Source organism: Burkholderia sp. PU8-34 (assembly GCF_053427725.1).
This window is the reverse complement of the sequence record NZ_JBSAXC010000011.1, coordinates 164,227-179,804: the sequence shown is the minus strand read 5'-3', so window position 1 is coordinate 179,804 and position 15,578 is coordinate 164,227. Positions and strand designations below refer to the sequence as shown.

The following is a 15,578-nucleotide window of genomic DNA, read 5'->3' as shown; positions in this document are numbered from 1 at the left end:
TCAGGACCTCCCTCCGCCCGAAAAGCACAACAGCCGTTCGCGCAGTTCCAGTTCGGTCAGAAGCCGACTCAGGCCGAACTCAGGGGCGCAGACCCCGAGATGGTGGCGTTCCTCACGCGGCCACCCGTCGTCGTTGTCGTCCATTGCCACCCAGTTGACCAGTGCGTTCCACTCGACGTGTTCATGGATGCCTTGCTTGCTCTCAAGGTAATCAAAGCCGGCATTCCGGCGGGGCCGGGGCGACGATGCGACAGACGGAATGTAATCGCTTGCGGTCATGCACCGAGTTTCCGAGTACAGCCGGAAAGTACTTCACACCGTCGACTTCCATCGAAAACACGCTTCCCGCCGCGACCATCTTTGCGAGCTGTCTCTCACCTGTGCCGAGTAGTGCAAGGAATTCGCTTCGGAGTAGCAGTTCCCCCGTGCGCACCATCTCGCGGCGGCCGTTATGCACCTGCCGGCTGACCGCTTCGCGAAACGTCAGACTTTTTTTCTCAAGTTCGGCGCTCCGTTGGCCTCAACCCATCGCTTGATGATATGCCCCCTGACTCCGGTGCGCGACTGGCTCGGTGTATTGGCCGCATAAATTGCGGCAGATGCGTCTTGACCGCGCACGTCAGGCCATCCGGGAAAGCACGCCCGAGGTTCGCCGACATCATCGGCGTAATTGACGACATCGCGTTCCAGACCAACATACTTGCGCTTAATGCAGCCGTTGAAGCGGCGCGCGCGGGCGAGCAGGGCCGTGGGTTCGCCGTCGTGGCGGGTGAAGTGCGCACGCTTGCGCAGCGAAGCGCCGCTGCCGCGAAGGAAATCAAAACGCTGATCGACAATTCGACAAGCAAGGTGCAAAGCGGCTCGGAGCTCGTTTCGCAGGCCGGCACGACGATGCAGGAAATAATGCAGTCGGTAAAGCAAGTCGTCGACATCATGGGTGAGATTGCTACGGCGTCGGACGAGCAGAGCAACGGCATCGGGCAGGTCAACCAGGCCGTCGCCCAGATTGACACAGCGACGCAGCAAAAATGCGGCACTCGTCGAGCAGGTGGCGGTGGCCGCGCAAAGCATGCAGGAGCAGGCTGCGACCCTTGCTAGCGCCGTAGGACAATTCAAAGTTCGCGCAGACGTGTAAGGGCGGCGAAGTGGCGCTGCAGGAAATCTCCCACCACCGACCGCTGCTCAAGAACCGCGTGGATCCGCAGATCGAGGCGGCCGTGGTCGAACTGGCCCTGGAACTGCCTGCATATGGTCAGATCCGTATCGCCAACGAAGTCCCAAGCGTCATGCGCTGAAGGTTTCGCCCCAAGGCGTTCGCAGCATCTGGCTGCGTCATGATCTCGAGACCATGAACAAGCGCCTGAAGGCGTTGGAGGCCAAATCGGCGCAGGAAGGATTGGTGCTGACCGAATCGCAGTTGATCGCGCTGGAGCGTGCCAAACGGGAGAAAGAGGCCCACGGCGAGTTCGAGTCCGAATGTCCGGGCTACTGCGGCGCGCAGGACACGTTCTACGTCGGCTCGCTCAAGGGTGTGGGGCGCGTCTATCAGCAGACTTTTGTCGACACCTACTCGAAGGTGGCGTTTGCCAAGCTCTACGACCGCAAGACGCCCTTGCCAGCAGCCGACCTGCTCAACGATCGCGTCGTGCCGTTCTTCGATAGCTTCGGCATCCCGCTGTTGCGCGTGCTGACCGATCGCGGCACGGAGTATTGCGGCAACCCCGAACATCACGAATACGAGCTGTATCTGGCCGTGGAAGACATCGACCATACCCGCACGAAGGCCAAGTCGCCGCAGACCAATGGGATCGTCGAACGGCTCCACAAGACCATGCTCAACGAGTTCTATCGTGTCGTCTTCCGAAAAAAGATCTACGAATCGATTGACGCCTTGCAGACCGATCTTGATGCGTGGCTCGACCAGTACAACAATGAACGGGAGCATCAGGGGCGATGGTGTTACGGCAAGACGCCGATGCGCACCTTCCTCGATTCACTGGAACTTGCCAGGGAGAAACTCATTCCCCATTGATCGTCTCTTCTCTATCGGCCCGACTACCTGTCAGATCAAGTTCCGGCTAATACACTTAAATATTTGGTCGTTATGCTCGTCGATAGTGTCGGGCACCTCAAAGACACCCTTTGCGATGCCAAGACGCTTTCCTGCCGGCACCAGCTTGGCGACAGCGCGCCCTTTGCGGGTAATCAGGATTTCCCGCTCCCGTCCCTGCTCGATAGCCTCCACCAAACGAAACAGCGAGGATTTGGCTTGCGGCATATTGACCGTGCGCATCATCGTCTCCAACAGATGGAGTTAGCCTGTCGTCGCAACTTCTCGAAGACTGACTTTGTCATTGGCATCGCTTCGCGCATCAATTTCAGCTCCTCTGCAAAGGCGCGGCGGTCCCACTTTCTCGCCCGGATGCTGATACCAGCATCCACTGTGAGAGCGGCTTGCACCCGGTGATCCTCTTTGAAGCCCATGTGGCGGGCGTAATAAGCCGGGATGCACATTGCGAGGTACTGCCCCATCTCATGACCCGCATCAGCTTCATCGTTACCTACCCCCAAAAAACCCGTCGTCACGCGCTGAGCCTGTCGTCATCCGCAATGCGGGAAGCGAGAAAGGGGGCGTCCTCAGACAGCAGTACCACCCGCACAGACTGGGTGTTGACGTCAGAGTAGCCGGCCTCACGTACTACCGGGGCGCCTCGGTAGTACACCTCGTAGCGGCCGCGTCCATAAGCGCCGTCCTCATGTGTCCAAGGACGCCGGTCCGAACAAACAGCTGACACCTCAACCGCTTCATCAAGGTCGGCGCCGAATCCCAGAAATAGCACTCTGGCTTCCGGGGCTGCTGTACTTAAAGCTTCCATCAATTCCTTGACCGTCATCTAGCTTCCTAATTTGTATCGCAACCAATGTTTTGCCCCAGTTTACCCGTCCTTCAGCCAGGGGGCGACGTTCGGCTAGATTAGCCCTTTTGCGAGATAGTCTGCATACTCGAAAATCTGGCGACCGCTGTCGAGCGATACTCTGCTAGCGGCGTCGACGAGCCCGTTCCCAACGTGCATTACGCAGTCGAGGTCCAGATAGAGGATGGCCGCTTCGGTCTCGTATTTCATCTCATACCCAAGTTACGCCTGATGTGGTTGCGCGCGCCTAGGCCTGTGGAAGTTGACGACGTTTTCCCACATTGGACTCACTCATACCATTTGGCGTCCGGATCCGCCCATACCTCTGGCAAGGCCTTAGCAGACAACCGGATATGAAACGAGTCGGGGAAATGACGGAGCACCATAAGCGCGCGACTGCGGAAATGATTAAGATCAGCATCCTCTGAAACGGATGCCAGCTCCTCCATGAGTTGCCTCGCGTAAAGAACTGCCCTGCCTCGCTCATACGGTGTTGTCATCTGCTCCGACTCCGAAGTCAAACCCAGATTGAATCTTGTGGCTGCAGCTCAACCTACTATTGGTCATGACAAAGCCAACGCCCTTCACATCCATGATGGCGCTGATGGCACGTCCGTCACTAACCAATCTTGAACATTGCAACCTCGCCATTTCGCACAGCACTCTGCCGTCTGGCTGACACAGCACAGCCCGCACAACGCACGTGCGACGAGTATCGTCCGCCCTTTCGTCCTCGACGCTCGACCCGTCTCGTCAGCCCTTCTCCTTCATGCCTTGCGATGCTTTTCGTCGGTGGGTCCGTCGACGTCGATTCTCAAATTGCTCGTTGCGGAGCAGTCGTTTGAAGGCGAGCCCAACCTCGAAGGGGCCCATCGTCGCGAGCTCGACATGATGACGTGGAGTCATAAGACGCAGCTGCTGTCGGAGCCCGTTGTCGATCGCAGCAACGAACTCACGCTCCAGTTCTGCCGACAATAGTTTGGTCCTTTTCACACGACGGCTTTCGCGCCTCACCCTCACCCCGATATGTTGCTTGCCTGAGCGTCCTCGAAAAGCATTCGCGGGCCCGATCGCCTTCAACCATAACCTCAATGTATTGACATGGGAGGAGAGTTCCTTCTGATAAATCGGCGTAGAAGGTGTGGCTACTTTCGCAGCGCGTTGTCAGTCGCCATCCAGAAAGTCCAACCAATCGTGCGCATACGCACATCCATGAGCCGGAATCGTCGATCCGGCAAGGCGATGCTCAAAAAGGTCCGTGTCGGCTCGCCTATCTGATCGAGCCGCACGTAGCGAACGCCGTCGGTACTGCGTACATGCACCGGTACGTTTGGTCGTGTAGGTCGCGGGGGTAACGCTTCCCGCCCTGCATTGAGCGCAGCAGCGGCGCTCCGCGCAAATAGGTCCCAGACGCTCACCGACAATCTCGGATAGTCATGGACGACAACCGTATCACCAACGCCGCCGAGAAGGTCCTCACGCAGTTCCACCTCATAGTCGGCAAGCGCTCCCTCCTTTATACGTCGTATATCGGCAGTTGCAATCACACGTTTCCTGTCTTCTCTTCCACCAGGCCATAGCTCTATGTAATCCTCAACATTTTGCACCCCACGTACCGAAAGATTGAACTATGCACGAGCGCATATTTGCGTCAACGAATCAGCATATCGGACACTGATTTGCACTCGGCGCCGACGGACGCCCTTTTGCTAAATCAGTGATACGGAGCACAACATCGATGACGCCGTTTGCGTACGGAAGCGAACATGGCCTCAGTTCGTAACCCTGATATTGCGGACACCCGACCCAAAAATCTCGGAGACGTGTGGCCCTGGAACGTCATCAAGGACCTTAGGCTGCCAGGCTCTGGCTCGCCACGTAAGCGGTCCGATCCTGTCCATTGCAATTCCCATCACAAAAACGTATGTCGCTGCGCCGAGCGGTATCCGCCGCTTCATTGCTCAACGTCCTTGGATCCACTCGTCTCATCGATTTCCCTCGCTCGCTCTGTCGCAGACAGCGGCTCACGCCAGTCCGGACAAACATCTGGAGTGACGTCTCGCCACTCCCCGAGATTCCGTACCGAAACTACCAGGTTCCATACATATTCGGCATCGCTGTCGAATCCCGCCCGTCCGACCAAACGGTAGTGGCGACCACTCGAGGTCACGCCAATGCGCGTCGATGGATCGAGGGACACGATCGATGTGCTTACGCGGCCGTCCTGGCGTTCAAGGCTAAACCCCACAAAATAGCGAGTTCCGTCCTGCGTTTCGCGAATGGACCATGACGCGAGCATAATTTCACTTTGATCGGTCGGATCGCTATCACGATAGATCGGCATAGTCACCTCCGGCGCGGTTTCATGCGCTCAAATCTCGACAATCAGCGAGTGGTTAAACTCGGCGTTTGAGTATGGTGTCGACGGAGACACTCTGTTTCTGCGCGGTACACCTCGTGGATTGCATATCACTCTAGTGTCTCCCAGTAGGTAATTGCTACTGCTGTGAACGTGGCCGTGAATCCAGAGGTCTGCCTTCGTCACAAGTGACTCGAGACTGCTGGCGTAGCACGGCGCAAGTGGAGATCCCCGCCGCGCCGAGGGAATTGAGCGTGCGCTCGGTGCATGATGTGTAACCACTACCGTCCGGCCGTGGCCGCGCGCTTCCAGCTTTGTCTGCAGCCATTTGACTGTTGACCAATGCATCAGTAGTGCATCTTCCGGCCTGAAGATACGTAGGTTTGGTGTACGGATGAACTGGAAATCACCCATGCGCGATCGTGCCGTATCAATGGCGAACTGAGGGTCAATGGCGAGGCTGACGAAGTCGCTCCACAAGACAGCGCCGAGAAAAGTGACGTCGCGATAGGTCCATTCGTCACACTCGAGTACCACGACCGATGTTCCTTCCGCATAGCCCTTCATGTCATCGACGGTCCAAGGATAGATTCCACCAAAAAATTCGTGATTGCCGGGAACGTACACAACCGGTATGGGCGCATCCGCATAGAACTCCACGCCACTCGGTCCTCTGTGAACGTCCCCAGCCAGGACCAACACGTCAGCTCGTGGATCTATCTCCAGCGCTGACGACAACGTCGAGAGCGGCGGGGCCATCTCGTGGTGAAGGTCGGATGCTATTTGCAGCTTCATGGGACACTTACGGCAATAGTCGTTCTCAGGCGCTCGGTCGCTTGCCACTCTTTGCCGACGCGCGCGGCCTGTCGCGTGACGCGAGCTTTGTCTGCGCCTCCTTCAGTATCCAGTCAATGGATTCGTCCTCGAACGCGTCGAGCACCGTCATGACAATCCGCCTGATTTCTTGCCAACACTGACGGCGCAGGTCGACGATGACGTCCAGGCCCACTGACTCCGCCCCGGAAACGTCACGTTGCAACTTCACATTCGCCTTCCGCAAGATCAGTTCGAGATAGGCTTCGTCGCACTGGAGCGCGTTCGCAGCCTCCGCGATACTCAAACTCCGTGCGCGGGTTCCGTTCAGATCGCGATGTGCAGCTTCCGCCATAGGAGTCTCCGGAGTGTCAACGCGTGATCGCCCGTTCACCGGGCGCATATACCTCGGCTATACAACTGGCAATGACTGAGCGCTTCCACGGGTTCAGTGTCGCGCCAGGGTCATTGAGCAGTTCTCGTAGTTCCTTCGCGCCTGGCTCCGGCGCGCCACATTTGCGGCGGGCGATAAGAAGTTCGCTGACGCGCCTGCAGAACTCATCCTTTTTCCGTGTCGACTCCTGCGCTATTCGCGTCGCGTGCAGTGTCGCCACTTCCCTGGCGAGCTCCGGATGCCAGCGCCAGACGTTGACCGGATCCGTATGCACAGCTATGGCCACATGTCGAACCGATGTCTGCCCGCCGTTTGCTATCGACTCGCGAAGTGAGCGCTCAGCCTGCTCACGCGCGATGCTCTTTCGCGAAGTCCTGCGAGTTACCTCGAAGTTGCTCTCGCGCACGTGCCCGGAATGACGACTGAAGTCCTGCGTGACAAAGATCTCCCGCATTGAGGCTCCACACAGATAGGCCGTGCGGAGAAAGACGTGCAGTGGCGCTGGAAATTCGGCGTTGCAGTATGCGTTCAGCTGGGACGGTATCTCGCCGATGGCTCTGGCCATCCGGGACCCGTTTCCGTCGAATAGCGTGTCCCGCAACGCGCTTACGGCGATATCCGATGGGACGATCGCCTCCCCCTCGCTGAGGTGTTGCGGCAAGGACAGCAACTCTTCGCAAAGCTCCGCTTTTGCTGCGCGGAAGCTATCAAGTGCAATTTCGCTGGTAGCGCGTAAAGGGCGACCCATCCACGCGCCGCAATGCCGACAACATCCGACGCGGCCGTTGGAGGCAATCGAGCGCTGCCCAGCGAGCCCGCACGATGGACAACTGTCAACGAGGGCAACGCTATGGCCAACACAACAGTCGAGCTCGGAAATACGCCAGACCAAGGGCTCGTAGATGATATCCCCCGCCTCAGCCATTTCCTCGAGACAATGCGGACACCATCTCCGATTTGGCGTTGTCACCCGACGCGCGGCGATGGCGCCCAGTAATGGAAGTACAGTGCAGTTCTGCAGTCCCGATTCGGCGGAGATACGCGTCAGCGCCGTCGCCCATTCCGTTGAACTCCTAGCCATACCTTCAAGAACCAGAGTGCCCGGCACAAAGATCCTGGCGGGATTAGGTGGCGTTCGACCAAATTGCGGTTGAATCCCGTAACGATAGAAATCCACGAAACGCACGTTCAGGGCTTCGGCGTACCGCATGGCAAAACTCGAGAGCTGCTCGATGCGTCCCGTGCCGTTGCCCGCTATTGAGATTCTCGACATGGCATCGCTCGCTGGCAGTCAGACCTCGATCACCAGATCGGGTATGAATTGCGAATTTGGACGAGATGCGGAGCCGGCCGGGTTACACACCACCCTGCACCGCCGCACCTTATAGTCCGCCGAGGAATGTATGTGCCCATGGATCCAGACCGAGACGTGGCGCATGAGTCTGCTCAAGTCGCTGGCGAACGCCGCGCTGAAGCTGTTGATTCCGTGGCCGCGACTAAGCGAACGGGCATGAGGAGCGTGATGGGTGACAACGACCGTGCTTCCCGCGTATCGCTGTTTCAGCTCCCGCTCGAGCCATCCGACCGAGAGTCGGTGCTCCATCAACGTGTCCTCGGGGGTGAGACGCTTGCCATCCGCACGGATGTTTGCCTTGTAATCGCCACCGGAGAATGCTGCGAGCGTCATGGCGTCATCAACCCTGCCAACCAGTGCAAAATCGGTCCACAGGCAGCAGCCGAGAATCCGTACGCCGCGATAGTGCGTGCAACTGCGCTCGAGCATGCGCACACGTCCTGCCCCTAGCCGCGTCGCAGCCTCGCGGACTGCGTTTTCGTACACCGAGAAGTACGTGTCATGGTTACCGCGTACGTAGATAACGTCATAGGGCCATCCTGCATAGCGCTCTCCAACCCGCAGCATCGAGTCGATGTCGCCTGCGAGGATTAGCACGTCCGCGTCGACGGCACGTACGCGCGGATCCGGCTCGACACCCTTGTCACCGTGCAGATGCAGATCGGAAGCAACGTGCAGCTTCATCCCGTACCCCGTCGGACGACACCATTGAGGGTGTCAACATGCTCTACCGTACTATAAAACACGCACATCTCAATCAGGGTAAACTTGTACTATAAAACACTCATGCTGCGACGCCGCAATTCATTAGGCTGTAAGCCTGAGCGGCCTTTCCTGCGTCTTCGCAAAAAAAGCCAAAGACTCCGGCTGCTTGACAGCGCACGCCCGCCGCAGGTCGCGACCATGAACCGCTTGCTCAAGGTCTCGATTCCCCACGCGCGGACCTTGATGAGCTGTTATCAAGTCTGCTGCGAGCCACGAATTGACAACAAATGCGCTATTGTTTTCAAATCGTCCAAGTTGGTAGCGCAGCGCGATTTGCAAAGAAATGCCGTTGGTCTCCGTGTTGCGTCGCCCTCTCTTTGGGAATTGTAAAAATTTTCAATACCACGGTATGCACGCGCACATAGGGCCTTTATTCGTACGGCTTACAGGGGTCGCATCGTCATAACGCCCGCTATCAACGAGATCTCATTTCGCACGGCGCCTATTGTAATTTTTAACCGCGTACTTCCTGAACGCGCTTTTACTGGCTGCGTTCATTCACCAACGGTATAGTGAGACGTGCGATGGCCTCCGAAAAAACAAATCGGGCTCGCTCGACGGATCGTTTGAGGTGTTAGATGGCTGCAAACTTCCAGTACGAGGCACGGCTGATCCTCCGACAACAGATGGAGGAGCTAGGGATCAGCTTTCAGGATCTTTGCGACCTCCTTGAGGTGACGGGTCTTCGCGAGAACAAGAGTGCCTTGTACCGCAAGGTCGAAAAGGGGACGTTTCAGTTCAGCTTCTTCCTACGCTGCATCGCAGCAATGCAGGGCTTCAAAGACGGTGCCAAGACGCCGCCCAAAGAAGTACTGATACGTGCGATGCCCCTTGAGAAGGCGGCGAGCCCAATCGACGAACATGAATTGCATCGTGATGGTCGACGGCGCGCGCGAAAGAAAAACGCCTCCGCCGTTATGTCCACGCCTACTCGAACCAAGGGCACCCAATCAGATGGGGCCGTTGCGAACGCTGCAACCGCCGAGACCGGCGAGCGTCCGGCAAAGCGCAAACGACGGGTGGCAGAAGCCGCGTAGCGGGTGAACCCGATGATGGCTGCCCGGAGCGGTGGGGCGGGCGATACGCGCCGGCTTTCTGCGACTATATTAGTACCAGATCACGCAATTGGCCCGGAACGGACCGACACGACGCTCCGGCTCGAAACCACGTAGCCAACATATGGGGCGTCCAACAGCTCTTGTGGGGCAGTCGACACATCCCGCCGTCGAGACACAAGTCGCGAAAACGGGCGTAAAGGCCTTTGTAGTTTTTACCCAGCTCTGACCTACGACACCAGTCTGAGGGCTGCGGTCTGCCGATCGCAGCTCCATTATTACGAGGCAGCCTGCGAATTGCGAAGCTTCAATATTCTGACCCTCTCCGCCTCCAGAGCTTGAGTCATTTGCGCAGACCGCCGGTGCAAGCCGAAAGGAATTCCGCGCCGCTCGCGTTCTTCCCTAACGAACTGACCGGTCGGACCATCAATATAAAAACCTTTTGCACCGATCCGTTCAAAGGTTGGAAGCTCGCCCGCGAGAATGAGCTCATCAATCGTCCGCCTTAGCCGATCCACAAGCGGGGCTTTGAAATTGTGCTCGCGATATTGCACATCCATTTCCTGCACGACCTCCGGAGACAGCTCTCGGAGAGTCTTAAGGCCAATCCCTAGCTCTGACGCAAGCCAGGTAGGTGGTAGAAAAGTTCCTGTCCATCGATAACGCTGAACGATTTCACGCAGACGCGTGCGCAACCGCTCTTCCCGGTAAGCGGTTCGCTTCTCTTTTTCGCCAGCCAAGGCGGGGGAGTGCTGTTCCAGGGGTTGTCTTGGCGAAAAGCTGGCAAGATTGAAAAGCAAGTCATGAATGCTTAGTCGCCCAGTTACTGCGAGTCCCGTTATTTCGCTAAGCGGCGGCTTTGACGTTCCAGCGTGACGTGATCGCCGCGCGCTATCGGGAATACCACTCAGAGCAAGTAGAGGTGTGCAAAAAACGCTTTGTACCGAGTACAGATCCTGAATTCTAAAGCGTATCGTTTCGAGTACATCTGAGCGCTCGAGCTGAAAGCCAAAGATTTCAGAAAGGCAGACTGACTCAGCAAGCAGGTCGGCATCTATGACTTGAGACGGCTCCTCGACATCCCGACCCAACCACTTACGGCAGTGGCTGCAACAGCCCACGCGCGCGCCGCTCCAAAGCACGGAGACTCGCGTTAGCCCGCAATGCCGGCACGTCTGTTCCATACGTACTTCGTGCTTGATGCAAACCGAGTAAGCAACCAGCCTCCATATGAGCGGTGAATATGCAGTCTGTGCGCCATCGGTAGTCTCCCGGGCGGCGCTTTCCTGCAGGCAATGAGGGCACCACGAATAAAAGGAACGAAGATTTCTCCTGTCCTGAAAGACAGATGCGAGACTGGTACACGTGATATTTGCGATACCATCGCGTTCAGCCAAAGTCTCTATAGCGTCGATCACGGCTTGCGCACCCCTTGCGCCATCAATGTGACGAACGGCGCGGAGACTCCGATGCGCCCAATCTTGCGTGAGCAGCGGCGCGATATGTTTTTGCCACAACGTAGTGACAGACACGCTCAGAAATTCCGCCCAGTTAACCAGGTAGCTAGAAAGGGACTCACACTCCCAGCTGTCCTGGTTGTGCGGTTCGGGAGAGCGAATGGCAGTCACGGAGCAACACCTCCAGAAAGCGGGGAACGTTCGGGTTTTTTTGCACGCGTTCCAGGCCGACGAACGCCTGCTCCCGAGCCTTGAGTTCCCGACGGAGCTTGTTCGCGAACGTCTCCGCCATCGCGTTGAGAAGACGACACTCCTTTCCGACTGGGCGTGACTGACTTCGCGTCCGCTGAGCTGGTCCGACCGTCCGATGAGGTTTGCGCAGGGAGCTCCGGATCGTCGCTCGCATCGGTCTTGCGGCGTTGCTGGAAATATTTCAGGTAGCTGAAATAAACTGGTCGAGTATCCTCTTTTTGTGCAGCGAAAAAGAAGTCGTGCGCGGCCTTCATTGTCTGGTTACTGATTTCAGCAAATTCCAAAAGATGCTTCTTAAGGGTTTTCCATTCAAGAGGTTGGCCATCCTGTAGCGAAATGATCACCGATGCCAGCACCATATCGATAGTAATACCTACGGTGCCCCAGCATAGCAACATGATTTCTCGGCAATGTCGAGTCAACGTCCCCGGCACAATATAGTCGGGCCCGAGTTTGGATTCCAGGGTATTGAGAAAGATCCAGTACGCATGTACGTCGCAACGGATGGAAAGCCGATAAGGTGGCATCCAGACCGGGCGAAAACGTGCTGCATGTTGATCCGATTTCCAGATAAAACTCACTACCTCTGGACCACCTGAAACCACAATGCCGCAGCGCGGTGCCTTATTCGAGATGTCCTTGAAGACGTTCGGCGCTTCCAGCGCGCGCGCGGCTTTTAGCAACTGAGCCCATGAGCTCGCGTCATCGAAGAAGAGCGCGGAGTATGTCATTCCAATCGCCTTCTCTATTGACTGCATCATCCCTGCGCGCGATGATCTATTCGGAACTTTAATGACCGGAGCACCATCTCTGATGTCAGGCGGATAAGCGATCTTATAGTCCACGAGCGGCTCGAGTGCATGTCGCAGAATATCCTGATAAAGGGTATCGACATCCAGTCTCCCCATCACCGGCGAGTTGAGTGGCGTGTAGCCAGAACCGTAAACGAGCTTCCCGTCCGCGAGCGCGAGCTGTACAAGCTCTGCGTCAGTCTCCCTCATGAGGGTCGTTTTACCCGTCGCCGTGGGGCCCACCAGCAGCACGGGCTGCCGGCCAGTTTGTACGGTGATATGGGCATTAAGACGCCGCCTAGTCTCATCGTAGATCTTATGCCGAATCCTCCAGTCGTGCCTTATGTAGCTAAGGTGCTGCTGCAGTTTTGCAGTGATACGCCCCGACTCCAGAATCGATTTCGTCACGTCCCTCATGTCGAGCTCCTCGGCTGGATTGAATCAAAATTCATCAAGAATCTGCGGTGTACGATGCTGCTGCTTAGGCGGCCGTGGTGGTCGCGGAGGCTGTGCGCCTGATAAAGGTTGATCCACTTTGCGACTGGTTTTCCGGCGAGGCCTCGCGTTCTCGGGAGCGACGTCCGAAGCCGATGCGGGTGTGACCGTCTGAGTGTCCGGTAGCGGTGTCACGGTGGTCGGGATACTGGAGTGCTTCGTAACGGTAGCTCCGGACGCGGAATGAGGTAAGCCATGCAGCTCAAGGAACGCCTTATCGACTTCAATATTCTGATTTTGAAGCGCAGCGCTATGCGCCTCGGCTCCTTCCTCTGTTTGTGTCCAGTCGCGAAGTCCAGCGGCCAGCCGGCCTTGGGTCAAGCCCGGGATAGTCTCTCCCTGCTTCCTTGACTTAGACTTTGTTTCAAGTCGACGATGCTCCAGATACTCGTCGCGTTCATCAGCGGTGAAATGCTTCAACTGCTCATAAAGAAGGCTTGTGCATTCAACCCAGCACGCTTCCTCGTTATCCTCAAGAAACACATATACGTGCCCGATGTTATCTGGATCCTCGTGAACTTCGAGACGCTTCCCGACGTACTTGGGATCCGCCAACTCCGGAGCCCAATACGTGATGTATTGATGTCTGAGGCCGCCTCCCTTATCTACAAGCCGTCGACCGTCCCCGTCCACGTAGGGCATCATCAGAAACCTGAATTCACCGGTATATTCAACCGGCTGCCATGCCGAGCCCTTGCTGAAGCTCCTTCGCTGGTTGTACGCTGCGATCGACTCGCCACCTGTCTTGGCAGATGGTCGTGTCCACGCGCGAGCGAAATGCTCAGCCAGTCTCTGCCTGCAATCGGTTAGCGTCAGAGAAGCTAGGCTGCTGGGGCGGAACTCCACAGGCTGTTCACGTGGATTGTCGTTCGGGTCACGGTATCCGGGCCAATTTCGGAGCACGCTACGCATCAACGCGGAGAAGGCGCCCTCGACTGGCTGGCCAGCACGCGGTTTTTTCACCGGCCGGAACAGTACGATTACACCGTATCGACCGAGGACTAACTGCAGTTGTTTTTTGATGTGTTCAGGACCATGGTCCACCACAAGATACTGCGGAAGCGCACCGTATTTCTCGACTAGCCTTGTAATAATCCGGAACGTTGCGCGATATCCGGGATGACCGTAATAGAGCAGGTGCTCAGGCACATCGTCGTTGCACGCGTCGGCCACTATTGCTAGCTGGAGCCTACGCCTCGCAACCTGCTTCGTGAATGGATTGATTGCGGTAACGGGGAAAGGGGTCGTGTCAATGTGGCAGACTTCCCCGGGTAGACGGCCTTTCGTTAGGAGGGTGACCTCCTCGGCCGGGATATACGCACCATATTTGTAGCCAGCGAATTCGCCTTTGCGCAGGATAACGACGTCGTACTTTTTCAGCCGTGCTATCCGGTAAAAGAAGTTGCGTTCGCTGGTAGGTAGCACGCCCTCTTTCTCGCACTCCTCCGTATACTTCCCGTACGAAAACGTGGGAGTTGGCGCGAGACTCGTCAGGAATTCGTCATAAATTACCCGGTTGTACACTGCCCCCTCTCCTACGAGGGAACGTATCCCTGCATTTCCGTTATGGTTTCTGGCCAGTAGTATCAACGGGGAGATGTTTAGAGATTTTGCCAGCGCAAGCTTGGCGCGGTGACGGGCAATCTGCGCAGGCGAAATCAGTTGTCCGGCCTTTACACCAAACGGCCATCGATATTCTGATCTCTCTTTGCTATACAGAAGGATTAGGGCGCAACCCTCATCAATCTGCTTTTGCTTAAGGTTATAAAGCAGATCCTTCCGTTTACCCTTAAATTTCAGGTAGCCGTCGGCAACAGCAAGTTCTACCTTGCGCGGGGACATTGAAACTGTTTCGCTCGGAGAGCTGAAAACAAAGACATCGCCTGTTTGCACGACCACTGCGTCCTGTTCGTTGAGGACAACTTCCTCGTGCAGGACGGGCAAACGACGGGGGACCAACGCCGGTGCCAGCGCGCCTTGCTCTATCCGTTTCGCTCGGTGAATAAGGTATTCCTCTTGACTCGCATACAGGTAGGCGATCTCAAGAGTCAGATCCTCTTCACGCAATGGATACCAGACAAATTGGTGCGCGATCGCGTAGCGAATTGCATCTCCCGATATACCCTCGTCGTTAAGCGACTGCCAGCTAACAACCCCCTCGCGCGTGACACGAGCAACGATATACGAAAGAACCGCCTCTGTTGGACGGGGATAAGTTGGCTCGTATGCCCGTCGCAGGTGGCTGAGGTTGCCTGCCGTAACCCGGCCGAGGTCTTTGTCAGTCACGAGTCGATAGCCAAAGCCGTAGCGCGCGGCCGCTTCGCGTAGTTTTGGCGAATCCCATCTTTCTCCGATACGCTGATAGAGGGCCGGCTTCTTTAGCAGATCGTCTACGGGACGGTATTCAAAGAACACGAAGCCATCTGGCTCGACCAACAGGCCGTGAACCTTGTGTCCCGTGCGAGTGCGTTCGTGTACTACGTCCGGGATAGCTACGTTGTCCCACACCTCCAGGACACGCGGATTGAAAATCGGGCTTTCGATGAAGAGAAACGCCAACAGCCCAACCCCAACGCTCGGGAATTGCATCAGGAGACGCATGATCCGCGAGTTGAATCCGCCGACGATGTTGCCATATTCGCGCGAGGCATAGGGCGCGAAATCCGGGGGACTGTTACGGATACTGCGCGCAAGGGCTATTCCCGGTTTCGCGAGATTTGCGCGAACTATAACGGTCGCGATTGACTTTTCGTCGAGCCTGTCGTACGGCACCCCATTGTCATAGTCGAAGCTCTCTGCCCCCTCGATTCGGTTCAGTTCAGCTTTCCTGGGATGTGGTTGCATGACTAGGATCCACTGCGGTTGAGTTTTCCGATTCGTAGGCTCAAGCCTTCGGAGGCTCGCGTCAGAGGAGCTCGCGTTTGGGAC

15 protein-coding genes and 3 pseudogenes are annotated in these 15,578 nt (G+C 56.8%); 3 read left to right on the top strand and 15 right to left on the bottom strand.

All coding sequences use genetic code 11. The features are described 5' to 3' along the window. The gene (locus ACV22Z_RS24715) at positions 1–279 is read right to left on the bottom strand and encodes a hypothetical protein (protein ID WP_448078900.1); all 279 of its coding nucleotides are present in this window, start codon (positions 277–279) and stop codon (positions 1–3) included. Positions 280–645: 366 nt separating this feature from the next. Here ACV22Z_RS24715 and ACV22Z_RS24710 point away from each other — a divergent pair. After that, positions 646–1,135: pseudogene (locus ACV22Z_RS24710) on the top strand (methyl-accepting chemotaxis protein); the annotation flags it as partial. Between the two features lies 1 nt (position 1,136). Continuing rightward, positions 1,137–2,032: pseudogene (locus ACV22Z_RS24705) on the top strand (IS481 family transposase); the annotation flags it as partial. Positions 2,033–2,062: 30 nt separating this feature from the next. Here ACV22Z_RS24705 and ACV22Z_RS24700 read toward each other — a convergent pair. The 10 genes from ACV22Z_RS24700 to ACV22Z_RS24655 all read right to left on the bottom strand — a co-directional run bounded on the left by ACV22Z_RS24700 (position 2,063) and on the right by ACV22Z_RS24655 (position 8,519). Next, positions 2,063–2,293 (bottom strand): type II toxin-antitoxin system Phd/YefM family antitoxin, encoded by a 231-nt coding sequence (locus tag ACV22Z_RS24700; RefSeq protein ID WP_448078899.1) that lies wholly within the window; start codon positions 2,291–2,293, stop codon positions 2,063–2,065. Then, positions 2,293–2,586, bottom strand: a complete 294-nt coding sequence (locus tag ACV22Z_RS24695; RefSeq protein ID WP_448078898.1) for an AbrB/MazE/SpoVT family DNA-binding domain-containing protein — start codon at positions 2,584–2,586, stop codon at positions 2,293–2,295. The genes ACV22Z_RS24700 and ACV22Z_RS24695 overlap by 1 nt, the downstream gene beginning before the upstream one ends. Next, a complete protein-coding gene (locus ACV22Z_RS24690; protein WP_448078897.1) occupies positions 2,583–2,894 on the bottom strand; it encodes a hypothetical protein in 312 nt (103 codons plus the stop codon). The genes ACV22Z_RS24695 and ACV22Z_RS24690 overlap by 4 nt, the downstream gene beginning before the upstream one ends. A gap of 308 nt (positions 2,895–3,202) precedes the next feature. After that, entirely contained in the window at positions 3,203–3,415 is a 213-nt protein-coding gene (locus tag ACV22Z_RS24685; protein ID WP_448078896.1) for a BPSL0761 family protein, read from the bottom strand. Positions 3,416–4,060: 645 nt separating this feature from the next. Then, positions 4,061–4,462 (bottom strand): hypothetical protein, encoded by a 402-nt coding sequence (locus tag ACV22Z_RS24680; RefSeq protein WP_448078895.1) that lies wholly within the window; start codon positions 4,460–4,462, stop codon positions 4,061–4,063. A gap of 407 nt (positions 4,463–4,869) precedes the next feature. Then, positions 4,870–5,259 (bottom strand): hypothetical protein, encoded by a 390-nt coding sequence (locus tag ACV22Z_RS24675; protein ID WP_448078894.1) that lies wholly within the window; start codon positions 5,257–5,259, stop codon positions 4,870–4,872. Between the two features lie 27 nt (positions 5,260–5,286). Next, positions 5,287–6,069, bottom strand: coding sequence for a metallophosphoesterase (locus tag ACV22Z_RS24670; RefSeq protein ID WP_448078893.1), 783 nt, complete (start codon positions 6,067–6,069; stop codon positions 5,287–5,289). Positions 6,070–6,094: 25 nt separating this feature from the next. Further along, complete coding sequence (locus ACV22Z_RS24665) at positions 6,095–6,442, bottom strand: hypothetical protein (protein WP_448078892.1); 348 nt, start codon at positions 6,440–6,442, stop codon at positions 6,095–6,097. 16 nt (positions 6,443–6,458) lie between these two features. Next, positions 6,459–7,754 (bottom strand): TniQ family protein, encoded by a 1,296-nt coding sequence (locus tag ACV22Z_RS24660; protein WP_448078891.1) that lies wholly within the window; start codon positions 7,752–7,754, stop codon positions 6,459–6,461. A gap of 18 nt (positions 7,755–7,772) precedes the next feature. Continuing rightward, positions 7,773–8,519, bottom strand: a complete 747-nt coding sequence (locus ACV22Z_RS24655; RefSeq protein ID WP_448078890.1) for a metallophosphoesterase family protein — start codon at positions 8,517–8,519, stop codon at positions 7,773–7,775. Positions 8,520–9,178: 659 nt separating this feature from the next. Here ACV22Z_RS24655 and ACV22Z_RS24650 point away from each other — a divergent pair. Beyond that, on the top strand, positions 9,179–9,637 hold the full coding sequence (locus ACV22Z_RS24650; RefSeq protein ID WP_448078889.1) for a DUF6471 domain-containing protein: 459 nt from the start codon (positions 9,179–9,181) through the stop codon (positions 9,635–9,637). A 296-nt stretch (positions 9,638–9,933) separates the two neighbouring features. On the opposite strand, the gene ACV22Z_RS24645 is transcribed toward ACV22Z_RS24650, so the two are convergent. The 4 genes and pseudogenes from ACV22Z_RS24645 to ACV22Z_RS24630 all read right to left on the bottom strand — a co-directional run bounded on the left by ACV22Z_RS24645 (position 9,934) and on the right by ACV22Z_RS24630 (position 15,494). Next, positions 9,934–10,455, bottom strand: coding sequence for a hypothetical protein (locus tag ACV22Z_RS24645; protein WP_448078935.1), 522 nt, complete (start codon positions 10,453–10,455; stop codon positions 9,934–9,936). 396 nt (positions 10,456–10,851) lie between these two features. Next, positions 10,852–11,283, bottom strand: a pseudogene (locus ACV22Z_RS24640) (TniQ family protein); the annotation flags it as partial. After that, positions 11,280–12,572 (bottom strand): ATP-binding protein, encoded by a 1,293-nt coding sequence (locus ACV22Z_RS24635; RefSeq protein WP_448078888.1) that lies wholly within the window; start codon positions 12,570–12,572, stop codon positions 11,280–11,282. The pseudogene ACV22Z_RS24640 and the gene ACV22Z_RS24635, both read right to left, overlap by 4 nt. Before the next feature lie 24 nt (positions 12,573–12,596). Beyond that, a complete protein-coding gene (locus ACV22Z_RS24630) occupies positions 12,597–15,494 on the bottom strand; it encodes a transposase (RefSeq protein WP_448078887.1) in 2,898 nt (965 codons plus the stop codon). Positions 15,495–15,578: the final 84 nt, after the last annotated feature.

What these genes read in the sequence shown, in the direction of transcription:
- ACV22Z_RS24715 (WP_448078900.1), bottom strand. Translation starts at nt 279, where the DNA reads ATGACCGCAAGCGATTACATTCCGTCTGTCGCATCGTCGCCCCGGCCC.
- ACV22Z_RS24700 (WP_448078899.1), bottom strand. Translation starts at nt 2,293, where the DNA reads ATGCGCACGGTCAATATGCCGCAAGCCAAATCCTCGCTGTTTCGTTTG.
- ACV22Z_RS24690 (WP_448078897.1), bottom strand. Translation starts at nt 2,894, where the DNA reads ATGACGGTCAAGGAATTGATGGAAGCTTTAAGTACAGCAGCCCCGGAA.
- ACV22Z_RS24685 (WP_448078896.1), bottom strand. Translation starts at nt 3,415, where the DNA reads ATGACAACACCGTATGAGCGAGGCAGGGCAGTTCTTTACGCGAGGCAA.
- ACV22Z_RS24675 (WP_448078894.1), bottom strand. Translation starts at nt 5,259, where the DNA reads ATGCCGATCTATCGTGATAGCGATCCGACCGATCAAAGTGAAATTATG.
- ACV22Z_RS24670 (WP_448078893.1), bottom strand. Translation starts at nt 6,069, where the DNA reads ATGAAGCTGCAAATAGCATCCGACCTTCACCACGAGATGGCCCCGCCG.
- ACV22Z_RS24665 (WP_448078892.1), bottom strand. Translation starts at nt 6,442, where the DNA reads ATGGCGGAAGCTGCACATCGCGATCTGAACGGAACCCGCGCACGGAGT.
- ACV22Z_RS24660 (WP_448078891.1), bottom strand. Translation starts at nt 7,754, where the DNA reads ATGTCGAGAATCTCAATAGCGGGCAACGGCACGGGACGCATCGAGCAG.
- ACV22Z_RS24655 (WP_448078890.1), bottom strand. Translation starts at nt 8,519, where the DNA reads ATGAAGCTGCACGTTGCTTCCGATCTGCATCTGCACGGTGACAAGGGT.
- ACV22Z_RS24650 (WP_448078889.1), top strand. Translation starts at nt 9,179, where the DNA reads ATGGCTGCAAACTTCCAGTACGAGGCACGGCTGATCCTCCGACAACAG.
- ACV22Z_RS24635 (WP_448078888.1), bottom strand. Translation starts at nt 12,572, where the DNA reads ATGAGGGACGTGACGAAATCGATTCTGGAGTCGGGGCGTATCACTGCA.
- ACV22Z_RS24630 (WP_448078887.1), bottom strand. Translation starts at nt 15,494, where the DNA reads ATGCAACCACATCCCAGGAAAGCTGAACTGAACCGAATCGAGGGGGCA.